Source organism: Zhengella mangrovi (assembly GCF_002727065.1).
GTDB classification, from domain to species: Bacteria; Pseudomonadota; Alphaproteobacteria; order Rhizobiales; family Rhizobiaceae; genus Zhengella; species Zhengella mangrovi.
This window is the reverse complement of the sequence record NZ_PDVP01000001.1, coordinates 356,361-380,288: the sequence shown is the minus strand read 5'-3', so window position 1 is coordinate 380,288 and position 23,928 is coordinate 356,361. Positions and strand designations below refer to the sequence as shown.

24 protein-coding genes are annotated in these 23,928 nt (G+C 66.3%); 10 read left to right on the top strand and 14 right to left on the bottom strand.

Translation table 11 applies throughout. From position 1 onward, the window contains the following. Positions 1-178: 178 nt before the first annotated feature. Entirely contained in the window at positions 179-1,123 is a 945-nt protein-coding gene (locus tag CSC94_RS01815; RefSeq protein WP_099303140.1) for an acetamidase/formamidase family protein, read from the top strand. 63 nt (positions 1,124-1,186) lie between these two features. Here CSC94_RS01815 and CSC94_RS01810 read toward each other — a convergent pair whose 3' ends face one another. The 5 genes from CSC94_RS01810 to CSC94_RS01790 form a co-directional block, all read right to left on the bottom strand. Then, on the bottom strand, positions 1,187-2,128 hold the full coding sequence (locus CSC94_RS01810) for a Gfo/Idh/MocA family oxidoreductase (protein WP_099303138.1): 942 nt from the start codon (positions 2,126-2,128) through the stop codon (positions 1,187-1,189). Between the two features lie 12 nt (positions 2,129-2,140). Then, a complete protein-coding gene (locus tag CSC94_RS01805; RefSeq protein ID WP_099303136.1) occupies positions 2,141-2,989 on the bottom strand; it encodes a class III extradiol dioxygenase subunit beta in 849 nt (282 codons plus the stop codon). 1 nt (position 2,990) lies between these two features. After that, the gene (gene ligA / locus CSC94_RS01800) at positions 2,991-3,383 is read right to left on the bottom strand and encodes a protocatechuate 4,5-dioxygenase subunit alpha (RefSeq protein WP_099303134.1); all 393 of its coding nucleotides are present in this window, start codon (positions 3,381-3,383) and stop codon (positions 2,991-2,993) included. 30 nt (positions 3,384-3,413) lie between these two features. Continuing rightward, positions 3,414-4,352: a DUF1932 domain-containing protein gene (locus tag CSC94_RS01795; protein ID WP_099303132.1), complete on the bottom strand. Its 939-nt coding sequence runs from the start codon at positions 4,350-4,352 to the stop codon at positions 3,414-3,416. A 107-nt stretch (positions 4,353-4,459) separates the two neighbouring features. Further along, positions 4,460-5,689, bottom strand: a complete 1,230-nt coding sequence (locus tag CSC94_RS01790) for a LysR family transcriptional regulator (protein ID WP_099303130.1) — start codon at positions 5,687-5,689, stop codon at positions 4,460-4,462. Positions 5,690-5,847: 158 nt separating this feature from the next. On the opposite strand from CSC94_RS01790, the gene CSC94_RS01785 reads away from it, so the two are divergent. The 7 genes from CSC94_RS01785 to CSC94_RS24140 all read left to right on the top strand — a co-directional run bounded on the left by CSC94_RS01785 (position 5,848) and on the right by CSC94_RS24140 (position 10,875). Beyond that, a complete protein-coding gene (locus tag CSC94_RS01785; protein WP_099303128.1) occupies positions 5,848-6,582 on the top strand; it encodes a PIG-L deacetylase family protein in 735 nt (244 codons plus the stop codon). Positions 6,583-6,605: 23 nt separating this feature from the next. Continuing rightward, positions 6,606-7,298 (top strand): 4-carboxy-4-hydroxy-2-oxoadipate aldolase/oxaloacetate decarboxylase, encoded by a 693-nt coding sequence (locus tag CSC94_RS01780; protein ID WP_099303126.1) that lies wholly within the window; start codon positions 6,606-6,608, stop codon positions 7,296-7,298. After that, positions 7,291-8,361 (top strand): 4-oxalomesaconate tautomerase, encoded by a 1,071-nt coding sequence (locus CSC94_RS01775; RefSeq protein WP_099303124.1) that lies wholly within the window; start codon positions 7,291-7,293, stop codon positions 8,359-8,361. Before CSC94_RS01780 ends, CSC94_RS01775 begins: the two co-directional genes overlap by 8 nt. A 15-nt stretch (positions 8,362-8,376) precedes the next feature. Beyond that, positions 8,377-9,267: an amidohydrolase family protein gene (locus CSC94_RS01770; RefSeq protein WP_099303122.1), complete on the top strand. Its 891-nt coding sequence runs from the start codon at positions 8,377-8,379 to the stop codon at positions 9,265-9,267. Between the two features lie 55 nt (positions 9,268-9,322). After that, positions 9,323-9,685: a protocatechuate 4,5-dioxygenase subunit alpha gene (locus CSC94_RS01765; RefSeq protein ID WP_099303120.1), complete on the top strand. Its 363-nt coding sequence runs from the start codon at positions 9,323-9,325 to the stop codon at positions 9,683-9,685. A 2-nt stretch (positions 9,686-9,687) separates the two neighbouring features. Further along, the gene (locus CSC94_RS01760; protein ID WP_099303118.1) at positions 9,688-10,530 is read left to right on the top strand and encodes a class III extradiol dioxygenase family protein; all 843 of its coding nucleotides are present in this window, start codon (positions 9,688-9,690) and stop codon (positions 10,528-10,530) included. A 135-nt stretch (positions 10,531-10,665) separates the two neighbouring features. Further along, a complete protein-coding gene (locus CSC94_RS24140; protein ID WP_133122805.1) occupies positions 10,666-10,875 on the top strand; it encodes a hypothetical protein in 210 nt (69 codons plus the stop codon). On the opposite strand, the gene CSC94_RS01755 is transcribed toward CSC94_RS24140, so the two are convergent. The 5 genes from CSC94_RS01755 to CSC94_RS01735 form a co-directional block, all read right to left on the bottom strand. After that, a complete protein-coding gene (locus tag CSC94_RS01755) occupies positions 10,800-11,624 on the bottom strand; it encodes an acyl-CoA thioesterase (RefSeq protein ID WP_099303116.1) in 825 nt (274 codons plus the stop codon). The genes CSC94_RS24140 and CSC94_RS01755 overlap by 76 nt on opposite strands. A 1-nt stretch (position 11,625) precedes the next feature. Beyond that, entirely contained in the window at positions 11,626-14,085 is a 2,460-nt protein-coding gene (gene gyrB, locus CSC94_RS01750) for a DNA topoisomerase (ATP-hydrolyzing) subunit B (RefSeq protein ID WP_099303114.1), read from the bottom strand. Positions 14,086-14,256: 171 nt separating this feature from the next. Continuing rightward, positions 14,257-15,792: a tripartite tricarboxylate transporter permease gene (locus CSC94_RS01745; protein ID WP_099303112.1), complete on the bottom strand. Its 1,536-nt coding sequence runs from the start codon at positions 15,790-15,792 to the stop codon at positions 14,257-14,259. A 12-nt stretch (positions 15,793-15,804) separates the two neighbouring features. Further along, on the bottom strand, positions 15,805-16,236 hold the full coding sequence (locus CSC94_RS01740) for a tripartite tricarboxylate transporter TctB family protein (RefSeq protein ID WP_099303110.1): 432 nt from the start codon (positions 16,234-16,236) through the stop codon (positions 15,805-15,807). A 78-nt stretch (positions 16,237-16,314) separates the two neighbouring features. After that, positions 16,315-17,283, bottom strand: coding sequence for a Bug family tripartite tricarboxylate transporter substrate binding protein (locus CSC94_RS01735; RefSeq protein ID WP_099303108.1), 969 nt, complete (start codon positions 17,281-17,283; stop codon positions 16,315-16,317). Positions 17,284-17,464: 181 nt separating this feature from the next. Here CSC94_RS01735 and CSC94_RS01730 point away from each other — a divergent pair, with 181 nt between their 5' ends. Both CSC94_RS01730 and dxs read left to right on the top strand, forming a co-directional pair. Next, positions 17,465-18,838, top strand: coding sequence for a cytochrome P450 (locus CSC94_RS01730; protein ID WP_099303106.1), 1,374 nt, complete (start codon positions 17,465-17,467; stop codon positions 18,836-18,838). 95 nt (positions 18,839-18,933) lie between these two features. Beyond that, complete coding sequence (dxs, locus tag CSC94_RS01725; RefSeq protein WP_099303104.1) at positions 18,934-20,925, top strand: 1-deoxy-D-xylulose-5-phosphate synthase; 1,992 nt, start codon at positions 18,934-18,936, stop codon at positions 20,923-20,925. Here the strand turns inward: dxs and hemW are convergent, their stop codons facing one another. The 4 genes from hemW to rph are packed head-to-tail and all read right to left on the bottom strand — an operon-like array spanning position 20,926 to position 23,881. After that, entirely contained in the window at positions 20,926-22,092 is a 1,167-nt protein-coding gene (gene hemW / locus CSC94_RS01720; protein WP_099303102.1) for a radical SAM family heme chaperone HemW, read from the bottom strand. Then, positions 22,089-22,754: an RdgB/HAM1 family non-canonical purine NTP pyrophosphatase gene (rdgB, locus tag CSC94_RS01715; protein WP_099303100.1), complete on the bottom strand. Its 666-nt coding sequence runs from the start codon at positions 22,752-22,754 to the stop codon at positions 22,089-22,091. The genes hemW and rdgB overlap by 4 nt, the downstream gene beginning before the upstream one ends. Beyond that, entirely contained in the window at positions 22,751-23,161 is a 411-nt protein-coding gene (locus CSC94_RS01710; protein ID WP_099303098.1) for a VOC family protein, read from the bottom strand. The genes rdgB and CSC94_RS01710 overlap by 4 nt, the downstream gene beginning before the upstream one ends. A 3-nt stretch (positions 23,162-23,164) precedes the next feature. Next, positions 23,165-23,881: a ribonuclease PH gene (gene rph, locus CSC94_RS01705; protein ID WP_099303096.1), complete on the bottom strand. Its 717-nt coding sequence runs from the start codon at positions 23,879-23,881 to the stop codon at positions 23,165-23,167. Positions 23,882-23,928: the final 47 nt, after the last annotated feature.

Sequence of the window (23,928 nt, the reverse complement as noted above, 5' to 3'; positions counted from 1 at the left end):
GAATACATCCGGGAACCCCGGCGAGCGGATGGCGTCATGCCGCAGAAACCTGCCTCACCCCAAGTTTTAGGTGCTGCTTATTAACAATTTATCTAAATTTAGTTCGCACCGATAACTTTCCTCTGCCGGGTTGATCCGGCGGGATGGCGATGCAAACCTCAATGGCTGGAGGTTTGCCATGGCACCGGCAGCACGCCACACGATCCACCGGTCGCAGCATCACTTCGGCTGGAACCGCGATTTCGCCCCCGCGCTCATTGCCGCACCGGGCGAGACGGTCTCCTTCGATTGCCTCGATGCCGGCTGCGGCCATTACCATCCGGGCAGTACGGCGGCCGACATCGCGACCATGCCGGCGGGCCGGGTCAATCCCGTCACCGGCCCCGTCTTCATCGACGGCGCCGAACCGGGCGACGCACTCAAGGTGACGATCGAGGCCTTCACACCGTCGGGCTTCGGATGGACGGCGATCATCCCGGGCTTCGGCCTGCTGGCGGACCAGTTCAGCGATCCGCGCCTGCACCTGTGGCGGTACGATGCGAGCGGGCGGGACGGCGCCCTGTTCAGCGATTTCGCCCGTGTCCCGGTCCGCCCTTTTGCCGGCACCATCGGCGTCGCCCCGCTCGAGGCCGGCCAGCATTCGATCATCCCGCCGCGACGCATGGGCGGCAACATGGACATCCGCCACCTGACCGCGGGCGCGGAACTCTACCTGCCGGTGGAGGTCGAGGGGGCCCTGTTCTCCATCGGCGACACCCATGCCGCACAGGGTGATGGCGAGGTCTGCGGCACGGCCATCGAAAGCGCAATGGGTGCCGTCGTGACGCTGGACGTGATCAAGGGCGCAGCGCCGGCCTCGCCGCATTTCCGGATGCCGGCGCCGATGGACGAAACGATTGGCCGCGCAGGTTACCGTGTGACGACCGGCATCGGCCCGGACCTGATGCAGGCGGCACGCGAGGCCGTGGCGCGCATGGTGGACCTGCTTGCCACCGAGCATGGCATGGCGCCGGACGAGGCCTACATGCTTTGCTCCGTCTGTGCCGACCTGCGGATCAGCGAGATCGTCGACGCCCCGAACTGGGTCGTCGGCTTCCACTTCCCGCTTTCGGTCCTCGAGTAAGAAAGAAGGGCGCGCGGCTGCCCGCACGCCCTTCCCGCTTCGCTGAAACCGCGCGTCGGGCGGTCAGAAGCACTTCTCGATCGTGTCGAGCGTCTCCATGGCGCCGAGCACCTGGCCAACTGCGCCATTCGGCTCGCGGCCCTCGCGGATAGCCGACACGAATTCGCGGTCGATCAGCTCGATGCCGTTGTTGGAGACGGCCACGCCAGACAGGTCGACCGGCTTGTCATAGCCGTCGAAGAGATCGTCGTAGCGGGCGATGTAGGTGCCGTTGTCGCAGATGTAGCGGAAGAAAGTGCCAAGCGGCCCGTTGTTGTTGAACGACAGCGACAGGGTGCAGATAGCCCCCGACGGCACCTTCATGCCGATGGACATGTCCATGGCGATGCCAAGGTCCGGATGGATCGGTCCCTGGAGGCCGAATGCCTGCGAGCAGGTTTCGCCGGTCTGGTACTGGAACAGGTCGACCGTATGGCAGGCATGGTGCCAGAGCAGGTGATCGGTCCAGGAGCGCGGCTCGCCCTTGGCGTTCATGTTGGAGCGGCGGAAGAAATAGGTCTGGACGTCCATCTGCTGGACCTTCAGTTCACCCGCCTTGATCTTGTTGTGAATCCACTGGTGGGACGGATTGAAACGGCGCACCTGGCCGGCCATGGCGACGAGGCCAGTTTCCTTCTGCTTGTTCACCACCGCGATGGAATCGGCGAGATTGTCGGCCATCGGGATCTCGACGAGAACATGCTTGCCGGCATCCATGCAGGCAATGGCCTGTTTCGCATGAAGCTGGGTCGGGGTGGACAGGATGACCGCGTCGACGTCGTCGCGGGCGATGCATTCCTCCAGCGTCGTGGCGGCATGGCCGATACCGCGCTCCTTCGCAAGGGCCTCGATCTTGTCCCTGGTCGGGCCCATGACCGACGTCACCTGGACGTCGTCGATGTTGGCCAATGCGTCGAGATGCTTGATGCCGAACGCGCCATAGGCGCCGGCGACACAGATCCGCATGAAACTGCTCCCTTAAACGTTTTCCAGAATAATGTGGCCGACAGCCGTGTTGGAGGCCGGCACATGGTAGTGGCGATGGACCTCGCGGACGTCGTCATTCAGCGCGCCGCGCATGACGTACCACATGACCATCTCGATGCCTTCCGAGCCGGATTCGCGCAGGTATTCGACGTGGCTGATGTTGGCGCCGGCCTCGGGGTCCTGGGTCAGCAGGTCGAGGAAACGCTTGTCGAAATCCGGGTTGATCAGGCCGGCGCGCTCGTGCTGCAACTGGTGGCTCATGCCGCCGGTGCCGAAGACCATGACGTTGAGGTCTTCCGGGTAGCTTTCGATGGCCTTGCGGATGGCCTTGCCGAGCGCGTAGCAGCGGCGGCCGAGCGGGGCCGGATACTGCACCACGTTGACGGCCAGCGGGATGACCTGGCAGGGCCATTCGTCGTCCGGGCCGTGCTCGCCGAACATGACCGACAGGGGCACGGTGAGGCCGTGGTCGACTTCCATCTCGTTCATGATGGTCAGGTCGAACTCGTCGAGGATGACGGACTGGGCGATGTGGCTGGCGAGCCTCTGGTGACCCTTGACGACGGGCACCGGGCGCGGTCCCCATCCCTCGTCGGCCGGCTGGAACTCCGCCGCGCAACCGAGCGCGAAGGTCGGGATGCAGGACGCATCGAAGGCCGTGCAATGGTCATTGTAGACCAGGAAAATGACGTCCGGCTTGTTCGCCTTCATCCACTCGCGAGAGAATTCGAAGCCCTTGAAGACCGGCTGCCAGTAAGGCTGTTCCGTGATGCCGGTGTCCATCGCCACGCCGATGGCGGGCACGTGGGAACAGCCCACGCCTGCGGTGATCTTGGCCATGTTACTTCTTCCCTTCCCACTCGGACTTGTAGCGGTTGCCCTCGATGGAGCGGCCGCCATGCAGCATCATGTCGCGATAGTCCTCGCGGCTCATGCCGGTCATCTTGGCAGCCAGGTCCTGGAAGGTGATGCCGTCGAAGGCCGCCAGCTTGGAGGTGTAATAAATGTTGCCGCCCAGTTCGAGCAGCCGGTTCCAGTCGCGGTCGCGGACAGCCTGTTTCTGGGCCTCGGTCATGGCGAACTTCGCCATGTAGGCTTCCGGGTCGTCGCGCAACTGCTGCCGGTTCTTCTCCAGCCTGAGCGAAATGCAGAACTGGTTCAGCCAGTAGCCCTCGCGGGACCGGTCGGCATCGAACACGAACGTGCCCGGAATGTCCTCATATTCCTTTGCCATGGGGCTCTTCCCTCGTTGTCGGCGCCCGTGTCAGGCGCGCTTTCTTTTCTCCGTGCCGGCAAGCCGCTCCAGGATGGCGTCAGCCAGCGTCCCGGCATCCTCGCCGATGGCCGCGGCATCGAGCTTCATCGCGCCCACCTCGTCCTGCCAGTCGGCCGTTGCACGCGCCATGCGACCCTGCAGGCCGGCCTCGTCGACGGTCAGGGCCACTTCGCGCATCTCGGCGGCGCGGCGGATGCCGTGGGTCATGACCCGTTCCATCATGTAGGCAGCCCGGGCACGCCAGTCGAACCCGGGGAAGGACGTGTCGAGCGAATCGAGCACCGCGTCCTCCACGCCGTTGGCACGGCCGGTCAGCACGCATTCCAGCACCAGCGCCTCGAGGCCCTTGATCATGACCGAGCGCGTCATCTTGATAGCGGAGGCGGCACCGACGCCGCCCTCGACCGGCTTCGCCTTCATGTCGAGCGCGGCAAGCAATGCCAGCGCGTCCGCGACATGGGCACCGGCGACCAGCAGCGGCGTGTGGTGCAGCTTCGGATGGACCGGGGCCATGACCGCGGTATCGACATAGCGCCCGCCGGCCGCTTCGATGACGGCCTGCGAACGGCGCTTGGCGCCCGGCGAACAGGAATTGCAGTCGAAGAAGAGCGCGTCCTTCCGCAGCCACGCGGCAGCCGCCTCGGCCGCGGCGTTCGCGCGATCGGCCGTCACCAGCGAAAAGACGGCATCGGCGCCATCGAGCGCCTCTTCCAGCGTCTCGCGCCCGTCGGCGCCGCAACGGGCATAGTCGGCCCGCTTGGCCTCGCAAAGGGCGGGGTCGACGGTCTTGATATCGAACGCGCGCGGCGAGAAACCGGCGTGCACCGATTGCCAGCCGGCAGTGAAGGCCTGCGCGGCCTCGCCGAAGCCGACAAGCGCAATGGCTCCCCGACGCGCGACATCCGGCAGGCCGGCGGTTTCACTCATGGCGTTCCCTCGACGTTTCTTTCATTCCGAGAACCATATCAGCAAGCCCGATCGGACGCACATAGGAAGACAAAGGGCGGTATTGATTTTCTGCATAGGGCAGCAGTTCAACGGGGCGCGGCCATGGCATCGCGCGCGGCATCGCGAACGAGGTCGAGGAACAGGGACTGTGCCGGAGTCGGGCGCCATCCTTCCCGGAATGTCAGACCGATGGCCCGGTGGCTGGCCTCGAGTTCGACGTCCAGGGGAACGAGCAGACCCTGCTCGATCTCGTGGCGGATCTGGTGGGTCGATATAATGGTGATGTAGTCGCCGCTGGTCAGCAGGCCGCGCAGGAGGGCCAGGGAGGACGACACGACACGCACCGGCGTCTGTTCGCGCTCGTGGATGCGCAGGGTATCGAAGAGGTAACTGCCGGCCGGCGTCGGTCGCGGCGGCGCGACCCATGGCCAGCGCAGGATTTCCGCGATCGAGATGCCGGTCTTGCCGGCCAGCGGGTGGTGGGCGCCGGCCACGATGGTCAGCGGATCGTCGAACAGCCGCTCCTGGATGACGTCGTCGACGGGCGGCGGATGGCGCAGGGCGCCGATGAGAAAATCGATCTCGCCGGACCGCAGGCGGGCCAGCAGGGTCTCGTAGACCCCGTCGATAACCCGGATCTGGACGCTCGGACGCGCCGCGACCATGGCATTGATCGCGTGCGGCATGATGAAGCTGCGCGCCAGCGGGAGCGAGCCTACGGTGATGACGGAGGAATCCCGCCCCAGGTGGTCGCCGATTTCCTCGAACCCCTGCTTCAGTTCGGCGAAGGCGAGCTTGGTGCGCTGGGCCAGCGCCTGGGCGGCATGGGTCAGGGACACGCCTTCCGGTGCGCTCTTGAACAGCTCGATGCCCGACACCTTTTCCAGGTTGCGCGCGGCGCGGTGAACGGACGGTTGCGACACCTGGAGGGCGCGCGCCGCCATGGAAAAATTCGACGAGTCGGAAAGGGCGGCAAGCGCGCGCAGCTGCGCCGAGGTAATCAGCCGGTCGAAGCGGGAAAAGCCACGACCGGCGTGGCGCAGGCCGACCCGGCTCGCTTCGCGCGCGCCGGCCTCGACATGGTCGAGCGCGGCCATCACGCGCTGCAGGAAAGCCGTGCCGATTGCGGTCAGGTACATGCCGTCGCTGCGGCGCTCGAACAGGGATGCGCCGAGTTCGGCCTCGAGCTTCGAGACCGCCTGGGTGACTGCTGGCTGGGACAGGTGGACCTGTTCGGCCGCGGCGCTGACGGACCGCAGGCGGGCCACTTCGCGGAAGACCCGCAGATGACGGAAATTGGGGAGCGTTTCGCTCATGCAACCATGCTCCAATCGTTGATCCGCATCATACCTTATAGCCAAAGCTTATGCCATGGCTTGCGTTCGGATTGGTGCGGGAGCCCCTTCGGGCCCTAGAATGATATGAAAGTGATCACAGCAGGCCGCCGCCTGCCGCTCGGGGAAGGAAACCATCCATGGCCGACAAGAAAACAGCGCTCGTCATCTCCGCCCATGCCGCCGACTTCGTCTGGCGCGCCGGCGGTGCCATCGCCCTCCACCAGGAGCTTGGCTACAACGTCACCGTCTGCTGCCTGTCCTACGGGGAGCGCGGCGAAAGCGCCAAGCTGTGGAAGCAGGACGGGATGACGCTGGACGTGGTGAAGGACGCGCGGCGCAAGGAAGCGGAGAATGCCGCGAAGGCGCTCGGCGTGCACGACATCCATTTCTTCGACCTCGGCGACTACCCGCTCGATTTCGGCCCGGAAGCCCGCGAGAAGACCGTCAACCTGATCCGCGCCGTGCAGCCGGCGTTCATGATGAGCCACTCGATGTGGGATCCCTACAACACCGATCACATGAACACGACCAAGTTCGTGCTGGAGTGCCGCATGATCGCCCAGGCCTGGGGCCACAACCCCGGCCAGAAGGTGCTGGGTGCGCCGCAGCTCTACCTGTTCGAGCCGCACCAGACCGAGCAGATGGGCTGGAAGCCGGATGTCTTCCTCGACATCACGTCCGTGTGGGAGAAGAAGAAGGCCGCCATCGAGTGCATGGAGGGCCAGGAGCATCTCTGGCACTTCTACACCAACGTGGCGGAGAACCGCGGCAACCATTTCCGCCGCAATTCCGGCGGACAGTCCGGCGGGCGCAACGCGCGCTTCGCCGAAGGCTTCCAGTCGGTCTTCCCGCGCACCGTCGACGAACTCTGATCGCTTATCCAGGAGGCAAGGCCATGGCCGGTTCCACCACGCAGGCGGGCGTCGTCGTCCAGACCATCGAACGCGCCGACCCGGAGGTCATCAAGGGCCTTGCCGAGGCCGGCGTCGCCACCGTGCACGAGGCGCAGGGCCGCAAGGGCCTGCTGGCCTCCTACATGCGGCCGATCTATTCCGGCGCGCAGGTTGCAGCCTCCGCCGTCACCATCTCCGCGCCTCCGGGCGACAACTGGATGGTCCACGTGGCCATCGAGCAGGTGCAGGCCGGCGACATCCTCGTGCTGGCGCCCACCAGCCCGTGCGAGGACGGCTATTTCGGCGACCTGCTGGCAACCTCGATGCAGGCGCGCGGCGGCGTCGGCCTGATCATCGATGCCGGCGTGCGCGATACGCGCGACCTGACGTCAATGAAATTCCCGGTCTGGTCCAAGGCGGTCTTCGCGCAGGGTACGGTCAAGGAGACCCTGGGGTCGGTCAACGTGCCGATCGTCTGCGCCGGCGAATACGTGCGGCCGGGCGACGTGATCGTGGCCGACGACGACGGCGTCTGCGTCGTGCGCCGCGAAGAGGCGGAAGACGTGCTGGCGAAGGCCCGCAAGCGGATGGACGCCGAGGAAGAGAAGCGCAAGCGCCTGGCCGCCGGAGAACTCGGCCTCGACATCTACAACATGCGCGACCGGCTCAAGGAAAAGGGCCTGAAATATGTCTGACACGCAGGCCAACGGCGTGCGCTGCATGTGGATGCGCGGCGGCACATCCAAGGGTGGCTATTTCCTTGCAGAAGACCTGCCGCAGGATGTGGCCGGGCGCGACGCCTTCCTGCTGTCGATGATGGGGTCGCCCGACGACCGCCAGATCGACGGCATGGGCGGGGCCGATCCGTTGACCTCCAAGGTCGCCGTGGTGCAGAAGTCGCGCCGCGCCGGCGTGGATGTCGATTACCTGTTCCTGCAGGTCTTCGTCGACCAGGCGATCGTCACGGATGCGCAGAACTGCGGCAACATCCTCGCGGGCATCGGCCCCTTCGCCATCGAGCGCGGGCTGGTCACGGCGAAGAGCGGCGAGACCGACGTCGTCATCTACATGGAAAACACCGGGCAGACGGCCGTCGCCAAGGTGCAGACACCGGGTGGCCAGGTCACCTATCGAGGCGAGGCGCGCATTGACGGCGTGCCTGGGTCGGCGGCCGCCATTCCGCTGGTTTTTCGCGATACCGCCGGGTCGTCCTGCGGCGCGCTGCTGCCGACCGGCAATGCCGTCGATACCGTCGAGGGCATCGCGGTCACCATGATCGACAACGGCATGCCCTGCGTGGTCATGCGGGCCGAGGACATGGGCATTGCCGGCACTGAAACGCGCGAGGAACTGGAAGCCAATGCCGACCTCCGCGCGAAGCTCGAAGCCATCCGGCTGAAATGCGGGCCGCTGATGAACCTGGGCGACGTGGAAAAGAAATCGGTGCCGAAGATGACCATGGTCAGCCCGGCGCGCAACGGCGGCGCGATCTCGACGCGGACCTTCATTCCACACCGCTGCCATGCCTCCATCGGCGTGCTTGGCGCGGTGTCGGTGGCCACGGCCTGCCTCCTGCCGGGATCGCCCGCGGCCGCCATGGCCTCCATCCCGGACGGCGACCGCAAGTCGCTCGCCATCGAGCATCCGACCGGCGAGATGACGGTGATCGCGGAAATGAACGACGACGGCACGATGGAGAGTGCCGGCATCCTGCGCACCGCGCGCAAGCTTTTTGACGGCGTCGTCTTCGGCGCCTGACATCGAGGGAACACGATGAGCAAATTCACGATGGACGCTGACTGGCTGCCGTTTCACCCGAACCCGTCGAAGCCGGTCTACACGCCGCCGCCGGGCGCGGTCGATGCGCATTGCCACGTCTTCGGGCCGGGCGACGTGTTTCCCTTCGCACCGGAGCGCAAGTACACGCCCTGTGACGCGCCGAAGGAAAAGCTGTTCGAACTGCGCGACTTTCTCGGTTTCTCCCGCAACGTGATCGTGCAGGCGACCTGCCACGGCAAGGACAACCGCGCCCTCGTGGACGCCTGCCGCGCGGCCGGTGACAAGGCGCGCGGCGTGGCTTCCGTCGGCCCGGACATCACGATGGACGAGCTCAAGGACATGGACGCGGCCGGCGTGCGCGGCGTGCGGTTCAACTTCGTCAAGCGGCTCGTGGATGCGACGCCGAAAGAGGTATTCCTCGGCATCGCGGAAAAGATCGCGACGCTCGGCTGGCACATCGTGGTCTATTTCGAGGCGCAGGACCTGGAAGAGCTGACGCCCTTCCTGAGGCAATTGCCGACCACCATCGTGGTCGACCACATGGGCCGGCCCGACATTGCCGCAGGCGTCGACAGCCCCGGTTTCCAGCGCTTCGTCGACCTCATGGCCGAGAACGAGAACGTCTGGTCGAAGGTCTCGTGCCCGGAACGCCTGTCGATCACCGGCCCGGACGGCTATGACGACGTGGTGCCATTCGCCAGGCGGATCGTGGAGAGTTTCCCGGACCGCGTGCTGTGGGGCACCGACTGGCCGCACCCGAACATGAAGTCGCACATGCCTGACGACGGCAAGCTGACCGACTTCATCCCGAAAATCGCGAATAACGAAAAACTCCAGAAGGCGCTGCTCGTGGACAACCCGATGCGCCTTTACTGGGGAGAATGACAGCGGGCCAAAAAGGCCTGGAGGGATAGGAGAAACGACGAGAAAGGAAGGGCCCATGGAACAGGCTCCATTCGACCATCACGTCTCCATCCCGGGGACGACGCTCTTCGACGGCCGCCAGGCCATGAAGGGCTACCAGCTCAACAAGATGTGCTACTCGTTCAACGATGGCGACAACCGGGCGGCCTTCAAGGCGGACCCGGAGGCCTACATGACGAAGTTCAAACTGACCGACCCCCAGAAGGAGGCGGTGCGCTCGCTCAACGTGCTCAAGATGATCGAGGCGGGCGGCAACATCTACTACCTCGCCAAGCTGGCGGGCATCTTCGGTCTCTCGGTGCAGGACGTCGGCGCGCAGCAGACCGGCATGACCACGGACGAGTTCAAGGAAAAGCTTCTGGCGGCGGGGAGGAAATAACCATGGCCACGATCATCGGCGGACTGACGACGTCCCACATACCCGCGGTCGGCAATGCCATCGCCAAGAAGCTCTACGACGATCCGTACTGGAAGCCGTTCTTCGACGGCTACCCGGCGGTTCACCAGTGGCTGGCCGATCACAAGCCCGACGTGGCGGTGGTCATCTACAACGACCATGGCCTGGCCTTCTTCCTCGACCAGATGCCGACGTTTGCCATCGGCGCGGCGCATGAATACCAGAACGCCGACGAGGGCTGGGGCATCCCGGTGATGGACCCTTACCCCGGCTATCCGGAGCTGTCCTGGCACATCATCGAACACATGGTGGAGCACGAGTTCGACGTGACCTCCTGCCAGGAACTGCCGGTCGATCACGGGTTCACCGTGCCGATGCAGCTGTTCTGGCCGGACCGCGGACCGGACATGCCGCGCGTGATCCCGGTCTCGGCGAACACCGTGCAGCACCCGATCCCGACGCTGAAGCGCGCCTATGATTTCGGCCGCGCCATGGGCGACGCGATCCGCGCCTGGCCGGAAGACATCAAGGTCGTGGTTCTCGGCACGGGCGGCCTGTCACACCAGCTCGACGGCGAGCGGGCGGGCTTCATCAACCGCGATTTCGACGAGATGTGCATGGAGAAGATCGTCGATGACCCGGTAGCGCTGACCAGGATCGGCCGTCATGAGCTGGTGGAGAAGGCCGGCGCGCAGGGCACCGAATTCCTGATGTGGATGATGATGCGCGGCGCGCTGGGCGACAAGGTGACCAAGGTGACCGAGAACTACCACATCCCGATCTCGAACACCGGCGCGGGAACCATGGTGCTGGAAAGCGCCGCCTGATCCCGGGTGCCGGGCGGAAACACGAAGGCCGGGGTCATCGGACCCCGGCCCTTTTCGTCCGCCATTCCGGTTCATGAAACCCCGTGGCAGGCGCGCGCGTTGTCTCCCGAAGACCAATCGCCAGTGAGAGAGACCATGTCCACCCGCCTTGCCATCGCCGCGCTCATCTACCTCGTGGTCAACGCCGTGCTGTTCGGCATCGGTGCGACGACCGTGCTGTCGGTTCCGGCACTGGACACGCATGCCATGAGCATCCTGCCGCCGGTCGCTCAGGCCTTGTACCAGGCCACCTGTGCGCCGGTGGCGAGCAATGTTCCGTCCGCCGCCCAGAGTTCCATGTGCTGATCGAAGAACTGCGCGTGCATGCGCTTGGAGACCGCCTGGCCGAGGAGCGGCCCATGGCCATGGCGGGCGATCTCGTCCGCCGTTGCATGGAAATAGGTGGTGAGCGAGACGGTGCCCATCGGCGCCCAGGTGCCGCGCACCTTGAGAAGCCGAAGCAGGAAGGCATCGGCGATGGCGGCCAGTGACAGGTGATCGAGCGCCCTGCGCGGGCGGTCGGCGATCCAGAGCAGCGACCGGGAATCGCGAAGCGGCTCGAACGGTTCCCGGGAAATCTCCGGGCGTCCCTCGATGAAGCGGAACTCGTAGGCGTTCAGCCACTTGAGCGGCCCCGGCATGGGCAGGGGCTCGACGGAATCCGGCGGCGGGGCGTCCGGCATGGCCGTATCGTGATGGGAAAAGACGTCGCCCCGAGCGCCGGTCACCACGGTGGCCGTGCCGCGGGTCTCGCCCTGCTGGGTCAGTTCGAGCATCCAGTGCTGGGTGTATTTGCCGCCGCGCACCAGTCGGCAGTCGATCTCGAAATGGCCGTCGGCGATGGCGCCGCAGAAATTGACGGTCTGTGACACCGGATCGCCAGCCTTGTCCGGATGCAGAAAAACGGCGTTGAGAAAGGTCGCGGCCGTCACACCGCCGAAGGGACCAGCCATGTTCGCGTAGACCGGCGAGGTCTTGCCGGCGAAACGACCGGGCGCCAGCTGTTCCAGCGCGATGGCCGCGTCGAAGGGATGCCTGGCGCCCGAACCGTGCAAGTCAGACGTCCAGGTTGGCGACGGACAGGGCGTTGTCCTGGATGAACTCGCGGCGCGGCTCCACCTCGTCGCCCATCAGGCGGGCAAAGAGGGAATCCGCGTCGGTCGCGTCGTTCACCTTGACCTGCAGCAGGGAGCGGGCCGAGGGATCGAGCGTCGTTTCCCAGAGCTGCTCGGCGTTCATCTCGCCGAGACCCTTGTAGCGCTGCATCTGGATGCCCTTGCGGCCGGTGGCGAACACGCCTTCGAGCAATTGCAGCGGACCGGCAATCGTCTCGGCCTTGTCCTTGCGGCGCAGCACCGGCAGCGTGCCATAGACCTCGTGCAGGCGACCGGCATAGCGATTGAGGGCGCGGGCATCGGCGGAGCCGACGAGTGCGGCATCGAGATGCACGGCCTCCTTGACGCCGCGCACGGTGCGTTCCAGCACGTAACCGCCGGAGCCCGGCGCATCGGGATCGTTGGCCGGGCTGACACGGCCTTCCCAACCCCGTTCGGTCTCCTCGGAAATCAGGTCGAGACGCTCCGCGATACGGGCCGCCATCTCGGCGGCACGGGCCGGATCAGCAAGAATGGCGGGGTCGAGCGCGCCGGCGATGGCCGCCTGTTCGACCGCCGCGCGGTCATAGCGCGAATGCAGGCCCTGGACCAGGGTGCGGACGGCGAGTGCATCGTCGATGACGGCCCGCAGGTCCTGGCCAGACCGCACCTCGCCGGTTCCCATCTCCAGCGAAGCCTCGTCGAGACCGCTCTCGATGAGGTAGTTCTCGAAGGCAGCCTCGTCTTTCAGGTAGACCGACGACTTGCCGCGCGTCACCTTGTAGAGCGGCGGCTGGGCGATGTAGAGGTGGCCGCGCTCGATCAGTTCCGGCATCTGGCGGAAGAAGAACGTCAGCAGCAGGGTGCGGATGTGGGCGCCGTCAACGTCGGCGTCCGTCATGATGATGATCTTGTGGTAGCGCAGCTTTTCCGGGTTGAACTCGTCCTTGCCGATGCCGGTGCCGAGCGCGGTGATCAGCGTGCCGATCTGGTCGGAGGAGATCATGCGGTCGAAGCGCGCGCGCTCGACGTTGAGTACCTTGCCGCGCAGCGGCAGGATCGCCTGGTTCTGGCGCGAGCGGCCCGACTTGGCCGAGCCGCCGGCGGAATCACCCTCGACGATGAAAATCTCCGACTTGGCCGGGTCCTTTTCCTGGCAGTCGGCCAGCTTGCCCGGCAGCGACGTGATGTCGAGCACGCCCTTGCGGCGCGTCAGTTCACGCGCCTTGCGGGCCGCCTCGCGTGCAGCAGCGGCCTCGACCACCTTGCCGACCAGCGATTTCGCCTCGGCCGGATGCTCCTCCAGCCATTCGGCAAGCTTCTCGTTCATCAGGCTTTCCACCACGGGACGGACCTCCGATGACACCAGCTTGTCCTTGGTCTGGGACGAGAACTTGGGATCGGGCACCTTGACCGACAGGACGGCGGTGAGGCCTTCGCGGCAATCATCGCCGGTCAGTGTCACCTTTTCCTTTTTCATCAGGCCCGACGAATCGGCATAGCCGGTGATCTGGCGCGTCAGCGCGCCACGGAAGCCGGCCAGATGGGTGCCACCGTCCCGCTGGGGAATGTTGTTGGTGAAGCAGAGCACGTTCTCGTGGTAGCTGTCGTTCCACCACAGCGCCACCTCCACGGTGATGCCGTCCTTCTCGCCGAGAATGGCGATGGGCGTCTCCACCAGCGGCTTCTTGGCGCGGTCGAGATATTTCACGAAGGCCTCGAGGCCACCCTCGTAGTGCAGTTCCACCTGCTTGACGTCGGCATGGCGGTTGTCGGTCAGCACGATGCGGACGCCGGAATTCAGGAAGGCCAGTTCGCGCAGCCGGTGTTCCAGCGTGGCATAGTCGAATTCGGTCTTGGTGAAGGTTTCCTGCGAGGGCAGGAAAGTAACCTCGGTGCCGGTGTAGCTGCCCGCATCGCCGGTGACGGCCAGCGGCGCGTCGGCGACGCCGTGGGTGAAGGTCATCTCGTGCCACTTGCCCTTGCGGGCGATCTTCAGCTTGAGCATGACGGAAAGCGCGTTGACCACCGAAACGCCGACGCCATGCAGACCGCCGGAGACCTTGTAGGAATTCTGGTCGAACTTTCCGCCGGCATGGAGCTGGGTCATGATGACCTCGGCCGCGGAGACGCCTTCGCCGGTGTGGATGTCGGTCGGAATGCCGCGGCCGTTGTCGGTCACGGTCACCGATCCGTCGGCGTTCAGCGTCACCGTCACGCGGTCGGCATGACCGGCGAGCGCCTCGTCGATGGCGTTGTCGACCACCTCGTAGACCATGTGGTGCAGGCCCGAGCCGTCATCGGTGTCGCCGATATACATGCCGGGGCGCTTGCGAACCGCGTCCAGGCCCTTGAGAACCTTGATGGATTCGGCACCGTACTCCGGGTTTGCGCCGGGTGTCGTCTCGGGCGTTTCGGTCATGGAGATCCGTTTCTTCCTGCCTGTTCACCGGATGCGCAAAGCCTGCCGCGAATCACGCATCCGCACATGGTCAAGATATAGGCGAATCAAGGCCCTTTTCCAAATGCAGCGACCCCATTGAGCTGGGGATTGCATGGCTGTCGGGCCCGGCTGCCCGGCCATTTTGAAGGTTCAGTCGCCGCTGTTCGCCTCGTCGGCGATCGGGCTTGCCGACCGCGGGCGCAGGTAGCGGCCAACCAGAAGCGGCGCAAGGAACCCGGCCACAGCCACCAGCCACAAGGCGATGGCCAGCGGCGAGTGGACCAGCGCCGTCCAGTCGCCGTTGGAAATGGTCAGTTCCCGGCGGAGGTTCACCTCCATCTGGTTGCCCAGCAGGATGCCGAGAATGACGGGAACCAGCGGCACGTCCATCTTGCGCAGGACCCAGCCGATAACACCGAAGACGATCATCACCATCAGGTCGAAGGTCGAGCCGGAAATGCCGTAGATCCCGACGAAGGAGACCATCGCGACCGTCGGCATGAGGTAGCGGGTCGGGACCATGAGAACGCGCACGAACAGCCCGACCAGCGGGATGTTCATCAGCAGGAGCATGACGTTGGCGATGAAGAGCGCGGCGATCAGGCCCCAGACGACGTCCGGGTTCTTGGCGAACAGCAGCGGGCCGGGCGTGATGTTGAGCGCCAGCAACATGGCGAGCAGGACGGCCGTGGTGCCGGACCCGGGCACGCCGAGCGCCAGCATGGGTACCAGCGCGCCGCCGGCGGCAGCATTGTTGCCGGCTTCCGGGGCCGCGACGCCGCGCGGATCGCCGGACCCGAAGGTTTCCGCATTGCCGGCGATCTTCTTCTCCAGGCCATAGGCGAGGAAAGAGCCGAGGGAGGCACCGGCACCCGGCAGAACCCCGGCAATGAAGCCGACGACCGTGCTGCGCGACATGGCGCCAAGACAGCTGCGGACCATGCCCGCGGGCGGGATGACCCGGCCGAGCGCGGGCCTTGGCGCGCCATCCTCGCCGGGTTTGCGGTGCTCGAGGAAGACGAAGACCTCGGACAGGGCGAAGAGCCCGACGATGGCAACGAGGAAGTCGATGCCGTCATAAAGATGGACCTCGCCAAAGGAGAGACGCGGCACGCCGGTCTGGCCGTCGACGCCGATCATGGCGATGGCCAGGCCGAATGTCGCCGCCAGCGCCGCCTTGGCCTGGTTGCGGCTTGCCAGGCCGCCCAGGGTGGCGAAGGCCAGGGCGAAGAGCGCGAAATATTCCGCCGGGCCGAAGAGAAGCGCCACCTTGACGAGCTGCGGCGCCAGGAAGACCAGCCCCCAGGTGGCGAAGAACGAGCCGACGAAGGACGCCAGGCCCGAGATGGCCAGGGCTTCTCCTGCCTGGCCCTTCAGCGCCATGGGGTGGCCATCCAGGGTCGTCATCATCGCGGGTTCATCGCCAGGGATGTTGAGCAGGATGGAGGAGATGCGGCCACCGTACATGGCGCCGTAGTAGACCGAGGTCAGCAGGATCAGCGCCGGCGTGGCGGGCAGGCCGAGGGTGAAGGCGAGCGGGATGAGGATGGCAACACCGTTCGACGGACCGAGCCCCGGCAGGGCGCCGATGATGGTGCCGAGGAAACAGCCGACAAAGGCGAGGCCAAGGTTTTGCCAGGTAATCGCGATCGTGAAGCCGTCACCGAGAGACGAGAGCACATCCATGGCCGGTCCTCCTCAGAAACCCCAGGGGCCACGGGCCAGCGACAGCCCGAGCACGAGATGAAACACAACATAGATGCCGACCGATATGGCCAGTCCGGCGAAGGCGGCCGCCGCCGGCCGCGCGCCGAGGCGCCATGACAGGAAGCCTGCCGTCACCGCCGTCGTGGCGACGAAACCGAAGCGCGGCAGAAGGCTGGCGTAGCCGGCGAGCAGGATCACCGCCGCGGCGATTTCCGCCAGCCGGCCGGCATTCGGCCAGGCGGGATCGGGGTCCGGGCGCAGCATGAGCACGAGCCCAGACAATCCGAACAGGATGCCGACGATGATCGGGAAGGTGCGGGGGCCGACCGGATCGGAGATGAAGCTCAGGCGGATCTGCGTCGCAGCCCAGACATAGAAAATGGCCAGGGCGACGCAGACGCCACCCAGTATCCGGTCACTCATCGACGACCTGCCTTCTCAATTTGTACGGAATGACGGTGACAGGCGGCCGCACCGCCGGGGACGCGGCCGCGAAAGCGCCTATTGGACGATGCCGATCTCGCGCGACAGGTCCTGGATCGACCGGATGCTCCCGGCGACAAAATCCTGGAACGCCTTGCCGCGCAGGTTGAGGCTGGCCAGTCCGTTGGATGCCATGACGGATTTCCATTCGGCGGAGTCATAGACCGCGCCGATCTTCTCCACCCAGGCGTCATAGGCAGCGTCGGACATGCCACCGGGCGCGTAGAACCCGCGCCAGTTGGCGCCGATCACGTCGATCCCCTGCTCCTTCGCCGTCGGAAAGGCCGCGAAATCGCCTTCAAGCCGTTCGGGCGCCAGGACGGCGATGACCCGGATGTCGCCGGAATCGACAAAGCCCTTGGCCTCCGAGGCATCGCCGGTGAAAGCCTGGACAGAGCCGGCAAGCAGCTGTGTCACGGCTTCGCCACCACCGTCGAAGGCGACATACTTGATCTTGCGGACATCGTCGACGCCGGCCTTCTTGGCCGCCAACAGGACCTTCAGGTGGTCCCAACCGCCAACGGCAGAGCCGCCGGCGACCGACACCGATGCCGGATCGGCCTTGATCCGGTCCATCAGTTCGGGAAGCGTCCGGATCGGGGAGTCCTTGGCCACGGCGATGACCCCGTAGTCCGCCCCGACCGATGCGAGCCAGCGGACCTGGTCCATCGTGTTGCCCGGATACGCGCCCTGGGCCAGGCGCGTGGCCGTCGCCGAGGACGCCGCCACGATCAGGTCGTTGTCGTCGTTTCGCTTGTTGACGACCTCGGCAAATGCGACGCCACCGCCGCCACCAGCCAGGTTGGTCACCTGCACCGTGCCGTCGACGAGCTTGAGATCCTGCATCGCCTTGCCGACCTGGCGGCAGGTGAAGTCCCAGCCGCCGCCCGGATTGGCCGGTGCAATGCACTCGGATGCGGCGGCCGAGCCGGCGAGGCCGGCAGCCAGAACGGCCGACGCGGCGATTTTCAGAAACACTGATTTCATGGTCATCCTCCCAGTCCCGGAACGGCGATTCAGGCCGTTCGACGGGCGCGATCGGAACAATCCAAGATAGAATTGTCAATCGACTACACCCTAATTTAGATATGCCTTCGGTCGTATCCCTCCCCGTCGCTGGATTACCGGGCCCGACGACCCTACATTCGGGGCAGACTGGAGCCCGATCATGGACAGCCGACCGCAACCCTTCGTCCCGCCCGCGCCGAAGCCGCGCACGACGCCGCCCTCCTTTCTCCAGATGGTGCGCATCGTCTACCGCAATCCGCTCGAGCTGTGGGGCGAGCCGTCCTACAACGAGCCGGTCATTCACGTGCGCGGCGGAATCGGCGGGCCCTTGCTGATCGCCAACGACCCCGCGCTGGTGCGCCATGTCCTGGTCGATGACGCGCGCAATTTCCGCATGGCGCGGGTGCGCCAGAAAATCCTCCGGCCGATCCTGCGCGACGGACTGCTGACGGCCGAAGGCGAAACCTGGAAGCGCGGGCGCAAGGCCATGGCGCCGGTGTTCACGCCGCGCCATATCCGCGGCTTTGCCGGACCGATGCTTGCCCGGGCGGAGCGGTTCGCTGCGATCTACGAGACCCGCGACGGGGCCTTCGACATGGCCCACGACATGACGCAACTGACCTATGAAATCCTCGCCGAGACGCTGTTTTCCAACGAGATCGCGGGTGATCCCGACCTGTTCGGCGACCGCGTCGAGAGGCTTCTGGAAACCATGGGGCGGGTCGACCCGCTCGATCTCCTGGCCGCGCCGGACTGGCTACCGCGGATCACGCGGCTGCGGGGACGAAAGGCGCTGGCCTTCTTCCGGCAGATCGTTCGCGAAACCATGGCCATGCGGCGCGCGAAGCTCGATCGCGGCGCGGACGTGCCGGAGGATTTCCTGACGCTGCTGCTGAAGGCCGAAGGACCGGACGGGCTGACCCGCGACGAGGTGGAGGACAACATCATCACCTTCATCGGCGCCGGCCACGAGACCACGGCCCGGGCGCTCGGCTGGACGCTCTACCTGCTGGCCCACGCGCCGGAGGAACGCCTCCGGGTGGAGGAGGAAGTGGACCGCGTAACGGCCGAGGTCAACGATCCCTACGATTGGCTCGACGCCATGCCGTATACCCGGGCCGCCTTCGAGGAAGCGCTGCGGCTCTATCCGCCTGCCCCGTCGATCAACCGCGAGGCGATCGCCGGTTTCGAGTGGAACGGCGAAACGATCGCGGCCGGCACGCAGGTGCTTGTCATGCCCTGGGTCCTGCATCGCCACCGGCTCTACTGGGACCGGCCGGACGCTTTCGTGCCCGAGCGGTTCTGGCCGGAAAACCGCGAGGCGGTGGGCCGCTTCCAGTACCTGCCGTTCGGCGCCGGGCCGCGCATCTGCATCGGTGCGTCGTTCGCGCTGCAGGAAGCCGTCATTGCGCTTGGCGTGCTGATGCGCCGCTGGCGTTTCGACATGGCGCCCGGAGCGCCCGAGCCCTGGCCGGTGCAGAAGCTGACTACCCAGCCGGAAGGCGGGTTGCAGATGACCGCCAGCGCGCGCTGACGGCGCGGATGGCCCGCCTGCACGGTTTCTGCGACAAAGGTGCGGGAAGGCTCGGCGTTCTGGCCGTTGCAAAGGGCCACCGGCTGAACTAGTTGATGCCCCAGACCAAGCTGCCGCCCGATTGCGGCAGACAGACAACCCGGAGGGCCAGCCCCGTGACCCAAGACAGGCCGCATACGCCATTGCTCGACCAGGTGGAAAGCCCGGCCGACCTGAAGCGCCTGTCGGATGGTGACCTGGCCCGGCTGGCCAATGAATTGCGCGCAGAAACGATTTCCGCCGTCTCCGTAACCGGCGGTCATCTCGGCGCGTCGCTCGGCGTCGTCGAAATGACGGTGGCGCTGCATGCGGTGTTCAACACACCGCGCGACAAGATCGTGTGGGATGTCGGCCACCAGGCCTACCCGCACAAGATCCTGACCGGGCGGCGCGACCGCATCCGCACGCTGCGGCAGGGCGGCGGCCTGTCCGGCTTCACCAAGCGCAGCGAAAGCGAGTACGACCCGTTCGGCACGGCCCATTCCTCGACGTCGATCTCCGCCGCCCTCGGTTTCGCCGCAGCGCGCGATTTCGGCATGGACACGGGCGACGCCATCGCGGTGATCGGCGACGGCGCGATGTCGGCCGGCATGGCCTACGAGGCGCTGAACAACGCCGGACATCTCGGCAAGCGCCTGTTCGTGATCCTCAATGACAACGAGATGTCGATCGCGCCGCCGGTCGGCGCCATGTCGCGCTACCTCTCGCGGCTGTACACGGAAAAGCCGCTGCAGGACTTCAAGACGATCGCCAAGAGCGCGCTGGAACTGCTGCCGCCGCCCTTCCGCGAAGGCGCGGAGCGGGCCAAGCACCTGGTCAAGGGCATGGTCGTCGGCGGCACGCTGTTCGAAGAACTGGGCTTTTCCTACGTCGGTCCCATCGACGGGCACGACATGGAGCAATTGCTCTCGGTCCTGCGCACGGTGAAGGCGCGGGCGACGGGGCCGGTGCTGATCCACGCGCTGACCAAGAAGGGTAAGGGCTACGGCCCGGCCGAACGGGCGGCGGACAAGTATCACGGCGTCGCCAAGTTCGACGTCATCACCGGCGAGCAGAAGAAGGCAACATCCAACGCGCCGTCCTACACGAAGGTGTTTGCCGAGAGCCTGATCCGGGAGGCGGAAGAGGATGAACGCGTCGTGGCGATCACGGCGGCCATGCCGTCCGGCACCGGGCTGGACCTGTTCGGCAAGCGCTTCCCGTCGCGGACCTTCGATGTCGGTATCGCCGAACAGCACGCGGTGACCTTTGCCGCCGGGCTGGCCGGCGCGGGCATGAAACCGGTCTGCGCGATCTATTCCACCTTCCTGCAGCGCGGCTATGACCAGGTGGTTCACGACGTGGCGATCCAGGGCCTGCCGGTGCGCTTCGCGATCGACCGGGCCGGACTCGTGGGTGCTGACGGGCCGACGCACGCCGGTTCCTTCGACATCGCCTACCTGGCCAACCTGCCCGGCTTCGTGGTGATGGCCGCCGCCGACGAGGCGGAACTGAAGCACATGGTGGCCACGTCGCTGGCCATCGACGACCGGCCCTCCTCGGTGCGCTTCCCGCGCGGCGAGGGCGTCGGCGTGGACATGCCGGAACGCGGGCAGGTGCTGGCGCTGGGCAAGGGCCGCGTCGTGCGCGAGGGCAGCAAGGTTGCACTTCTCTCTTTCGGCACGCGGCTGGCCGAATGCGTCAAGGCGGCGGAAGACCTCGAAACGCGCGGGCTTTCGACGACGGTGGCGGATGCCCGCTTCGCCAAGCCGCTGGACGAGGACCTGGTGGCGCGCCTGGCACGCGAGCACGAGGTGCTGATCACGATCGAGGAAGGCGCGGTCGGCGGCTTCGGCAGCCACGTGCTGCATTTCCTGGCCCTGAACGGCCATCTCGACCGCGGCCTGCGGATCCGCTCCATGGTGCTGCCGGACAGCTTCATCCAGCATGACAGCCCCTCGAAGATGTACGACGAGGCCGGGCTCAACGCGCCGCATATCGTGGCGCAAGTCCTGGCCGCGCTGGGCCGCGACGAGGCAGAGGCCGCCATCCCGCCATCTCGGGCCTGACTACCGGGCGAGGTCGGCGACCACGGCGTCGAGTACGATCATGCCGGCAGGCGTGACGCGCAGGCGCGAATTGCCGAGCGGCTCGACCAGCCCCTCGTCCTGCAGGACCGCGATACGTTCCGGCAGAAGCGGACGGCCCGCGGTTTCCTCGTAGCGGGCGAGATCGAGGCCTTCGCGCAGGCGCAGGCCCATCAGCAGCATTTCATCGGCTTCCTGCCCACGGGTGAGTACCTCGCCATCGGCAACGCCGTGGCCCCGGTCCTCGACGCGCGCCAGCCAGGCCTCGGGCACCCGTTCGGCCATGGTGACGATGCGTCGGCCGTTTTCCACGAAACGGCCGTGTGCGCCCGGACCAGCGCCGACATATTCGCCGTAGCGCCAATAGGTCAGGTTGTGGCGGCTTTCGGCCCCCGGCATGGCGTGGTTGGAAATCTCGTAGGCCGGGAGACCGTGCCTGCCCGTGATCTCCTGGGTCAACTCATAGAGCGCGGCGCCCGCGTCGGCGTCCGGCGTCGCGATCTTGCCGGCGGCATGGAGGGCGAAGAAGGGTGTGCCCTCCTCGATCGTCAGCTGGTAGAGCGACAGGTGGTCGGCGGCATGGGCAATGGCCTCCTCGAGTTCCGTCTTCCAGGCCTCCGGCGTCTGGCCCGGCCGGGCATAGATGAGGTCGAAGGACAGGCGCGGGAAGGTGCCGCGCGCCAGTTCGATGGCATCGAGCGCCTCGCGGGCATCGTGGAGGCGGCCGAGGAACTTCAGGTCGGCATCGTTGAGCGCCTGGACGCCCAGCGACAGGCGGTTGACGCCGGCGGCACGATAGCCGGCAAAGCGGCCGGCGTCGGCGCTCTGCGGGTTTGCCTCCATGGTGATCTCGATGCCGTCAGGAACGGTCCACAGCTCCGCTACGGTATCGAGGATCGCGGCCACGGTTTCCGGCTGCATCAGCGAGGGCGTTCCGCCGCCCATGAAGATGGAGGTGACCTCCTTCGGCCCGGTGCGCGCGTGCATCGTCTCCAGTTCGCGGCGGAAGGCAGCGGCGAAGCGCGGCTGGTCGACCGGCTGGTGGCGGACATGGGAATTGAAATCGCAATAGGGGCACTTGGCCGCGCAGAACGGCCAATGGACATAAACGCCGAAGCCCGGCGTGCCGTCGTCGCGGTTCACGCTCATTCGGCGCCCAGTTTCTCGCGCGCGAAAAGGGCGAAGGCGCGGGCGCGATGCGACAGGCCGAGGTCGCCGCGGCCGGCTTCCCAGCCATGTTTCTCTGTCGCCGGCATCTCGCCGAAGGTGCGCTCGTGCCCTTCCGGCCGGAAGACCGGGTCGTAGCCGAAGCCCCGTTCTCCGCGCGGCGGCCAGACAAGCGTGCCTTCCACCTCGCCGCGGAAGAACTCGGTGTGGCCATCGGGCCAGGCGAGGCAGAGCACGGCAACAAAGCGGCCCGTCCGGCGGTCATCGGTCAGCGCGCCCGCGGCCTGCAGGCGCTCCTCGACATTGCGCATCGCCATGGCGAAATCGCGGGTGCCGTCGGCCTTCTGCGCCCAGTCGGCGGTGTAGACGCCGGGCTGGCCGTCGAGCGCATCGACGCAGAGGCCGGAATCATCCGACAGGGCCGGCAGGCCGGTGGCCCTGGCAGCGGCCAGCGCCTTGATGGCGGCGTTCTCCTCGAAGGTGGTGCCGGTCTCCTCCGGTTCGGGCAGGTCCAGTTCGCCGGCGGATTTCGCGGCAAAGCCGAAGGGCCCGATCAGGTCACGGATCTCGGCCAGCTTGCCGGCATTGTGCGTGGCCACGACGATCTCGCGGCTGGCGAGCGGGCGGACGGTTTCAGTGCTCATTCAAGGCCCCAGATGGATGGTTCGGCGAATTCGACGGAATTGCCCGCCGGATCGCGGAAGTAGATGGAACGGGCGCCGTTCGGCCAGCGGAAATCCGCCTCGATGGCGATGTCATGGCCTTCCAGGTGCGTCCGCCAGGCGTCGATCTCGTCGCCCGATGCGCGAAAGCAGACATGGCCCGGTCCATGTGCCCCGTGCGGCGGCACCGGCATCGCCGGATCGGAGGGCGGACGGGCAGTGGCGGCCGGATTGAAGACGAGAAGCACGCCGTCGCCGCAGCGGAAAAAGACGTGGCGGCCGTCCACCCTGAGAATGCGCTCCAGGCCGATCACGTCCGCCCAGAAGGTTTCGGCGGCATCAAGGTCGCCGGCATAGATCGCCGTTTCCAGGATGCCCTTGGCTTGCATGGATCAGCCGATCGCCATCTTCTGCAGGTCGACGAGGCGGGTGATGCCCTTGCGGGCCAGGCCCATCAACTGGTTGAACTCGTCCTCGCTGAAGGCCTCGCCCTCCGCAGTTCCCTGGATCTCGACGATGCCGCCCTTGCCGGTCATGACGAAATTGGCATCGGCCTGGGCCGAGGAGTCCTCGATGTAGTCGAGGTCGAGCACCGGGGCACCGTTGTAGAGGCCGCAGGAAATGGCCGCGACATGATCCTTGAGCACGTCGGCGACGCGAACCATGGAACGGGCTTCCATCCAGGTCAGGCAATCGTGCAGTGCCACGAAGCCGCCGGTGATCGAGGCGGTTCGCGTGCCGCCGTCGGCCTGGATGACATCGCAGTCGACGGTGACCTGGCGCTCGCCCAGCGCATCGAGGTTGACGACGGCGCGCAGCGAACGGCCGATCAGGCGCTGGATTTCGAGCGTGCGGCCGCCCTGCTTGCCCGCCGAGGCCTCGCGGCGCATGCGGTCGCCGGTGGCGCGCGGCAGCATGCCGTACTCCGCCGTCACCCAGCCGCGGCCGGAGTTGCGCATCCAGCCGGGCACGCGTTCCTCGAGGCTGGCCGTGCAGAGCACGTGGGTGTCGCCGAACTTGACGAGGCAGGATCCCTCGGCATGCTTGGACACTCCGCGCTCGAACAGGACGGGGCGCATTTCATCATGCTGGCGTTTCGACGGACGCATCGGGAACCTCGGACTTGGGCTATGGATCAGACTGGCCTTCTAGCGTT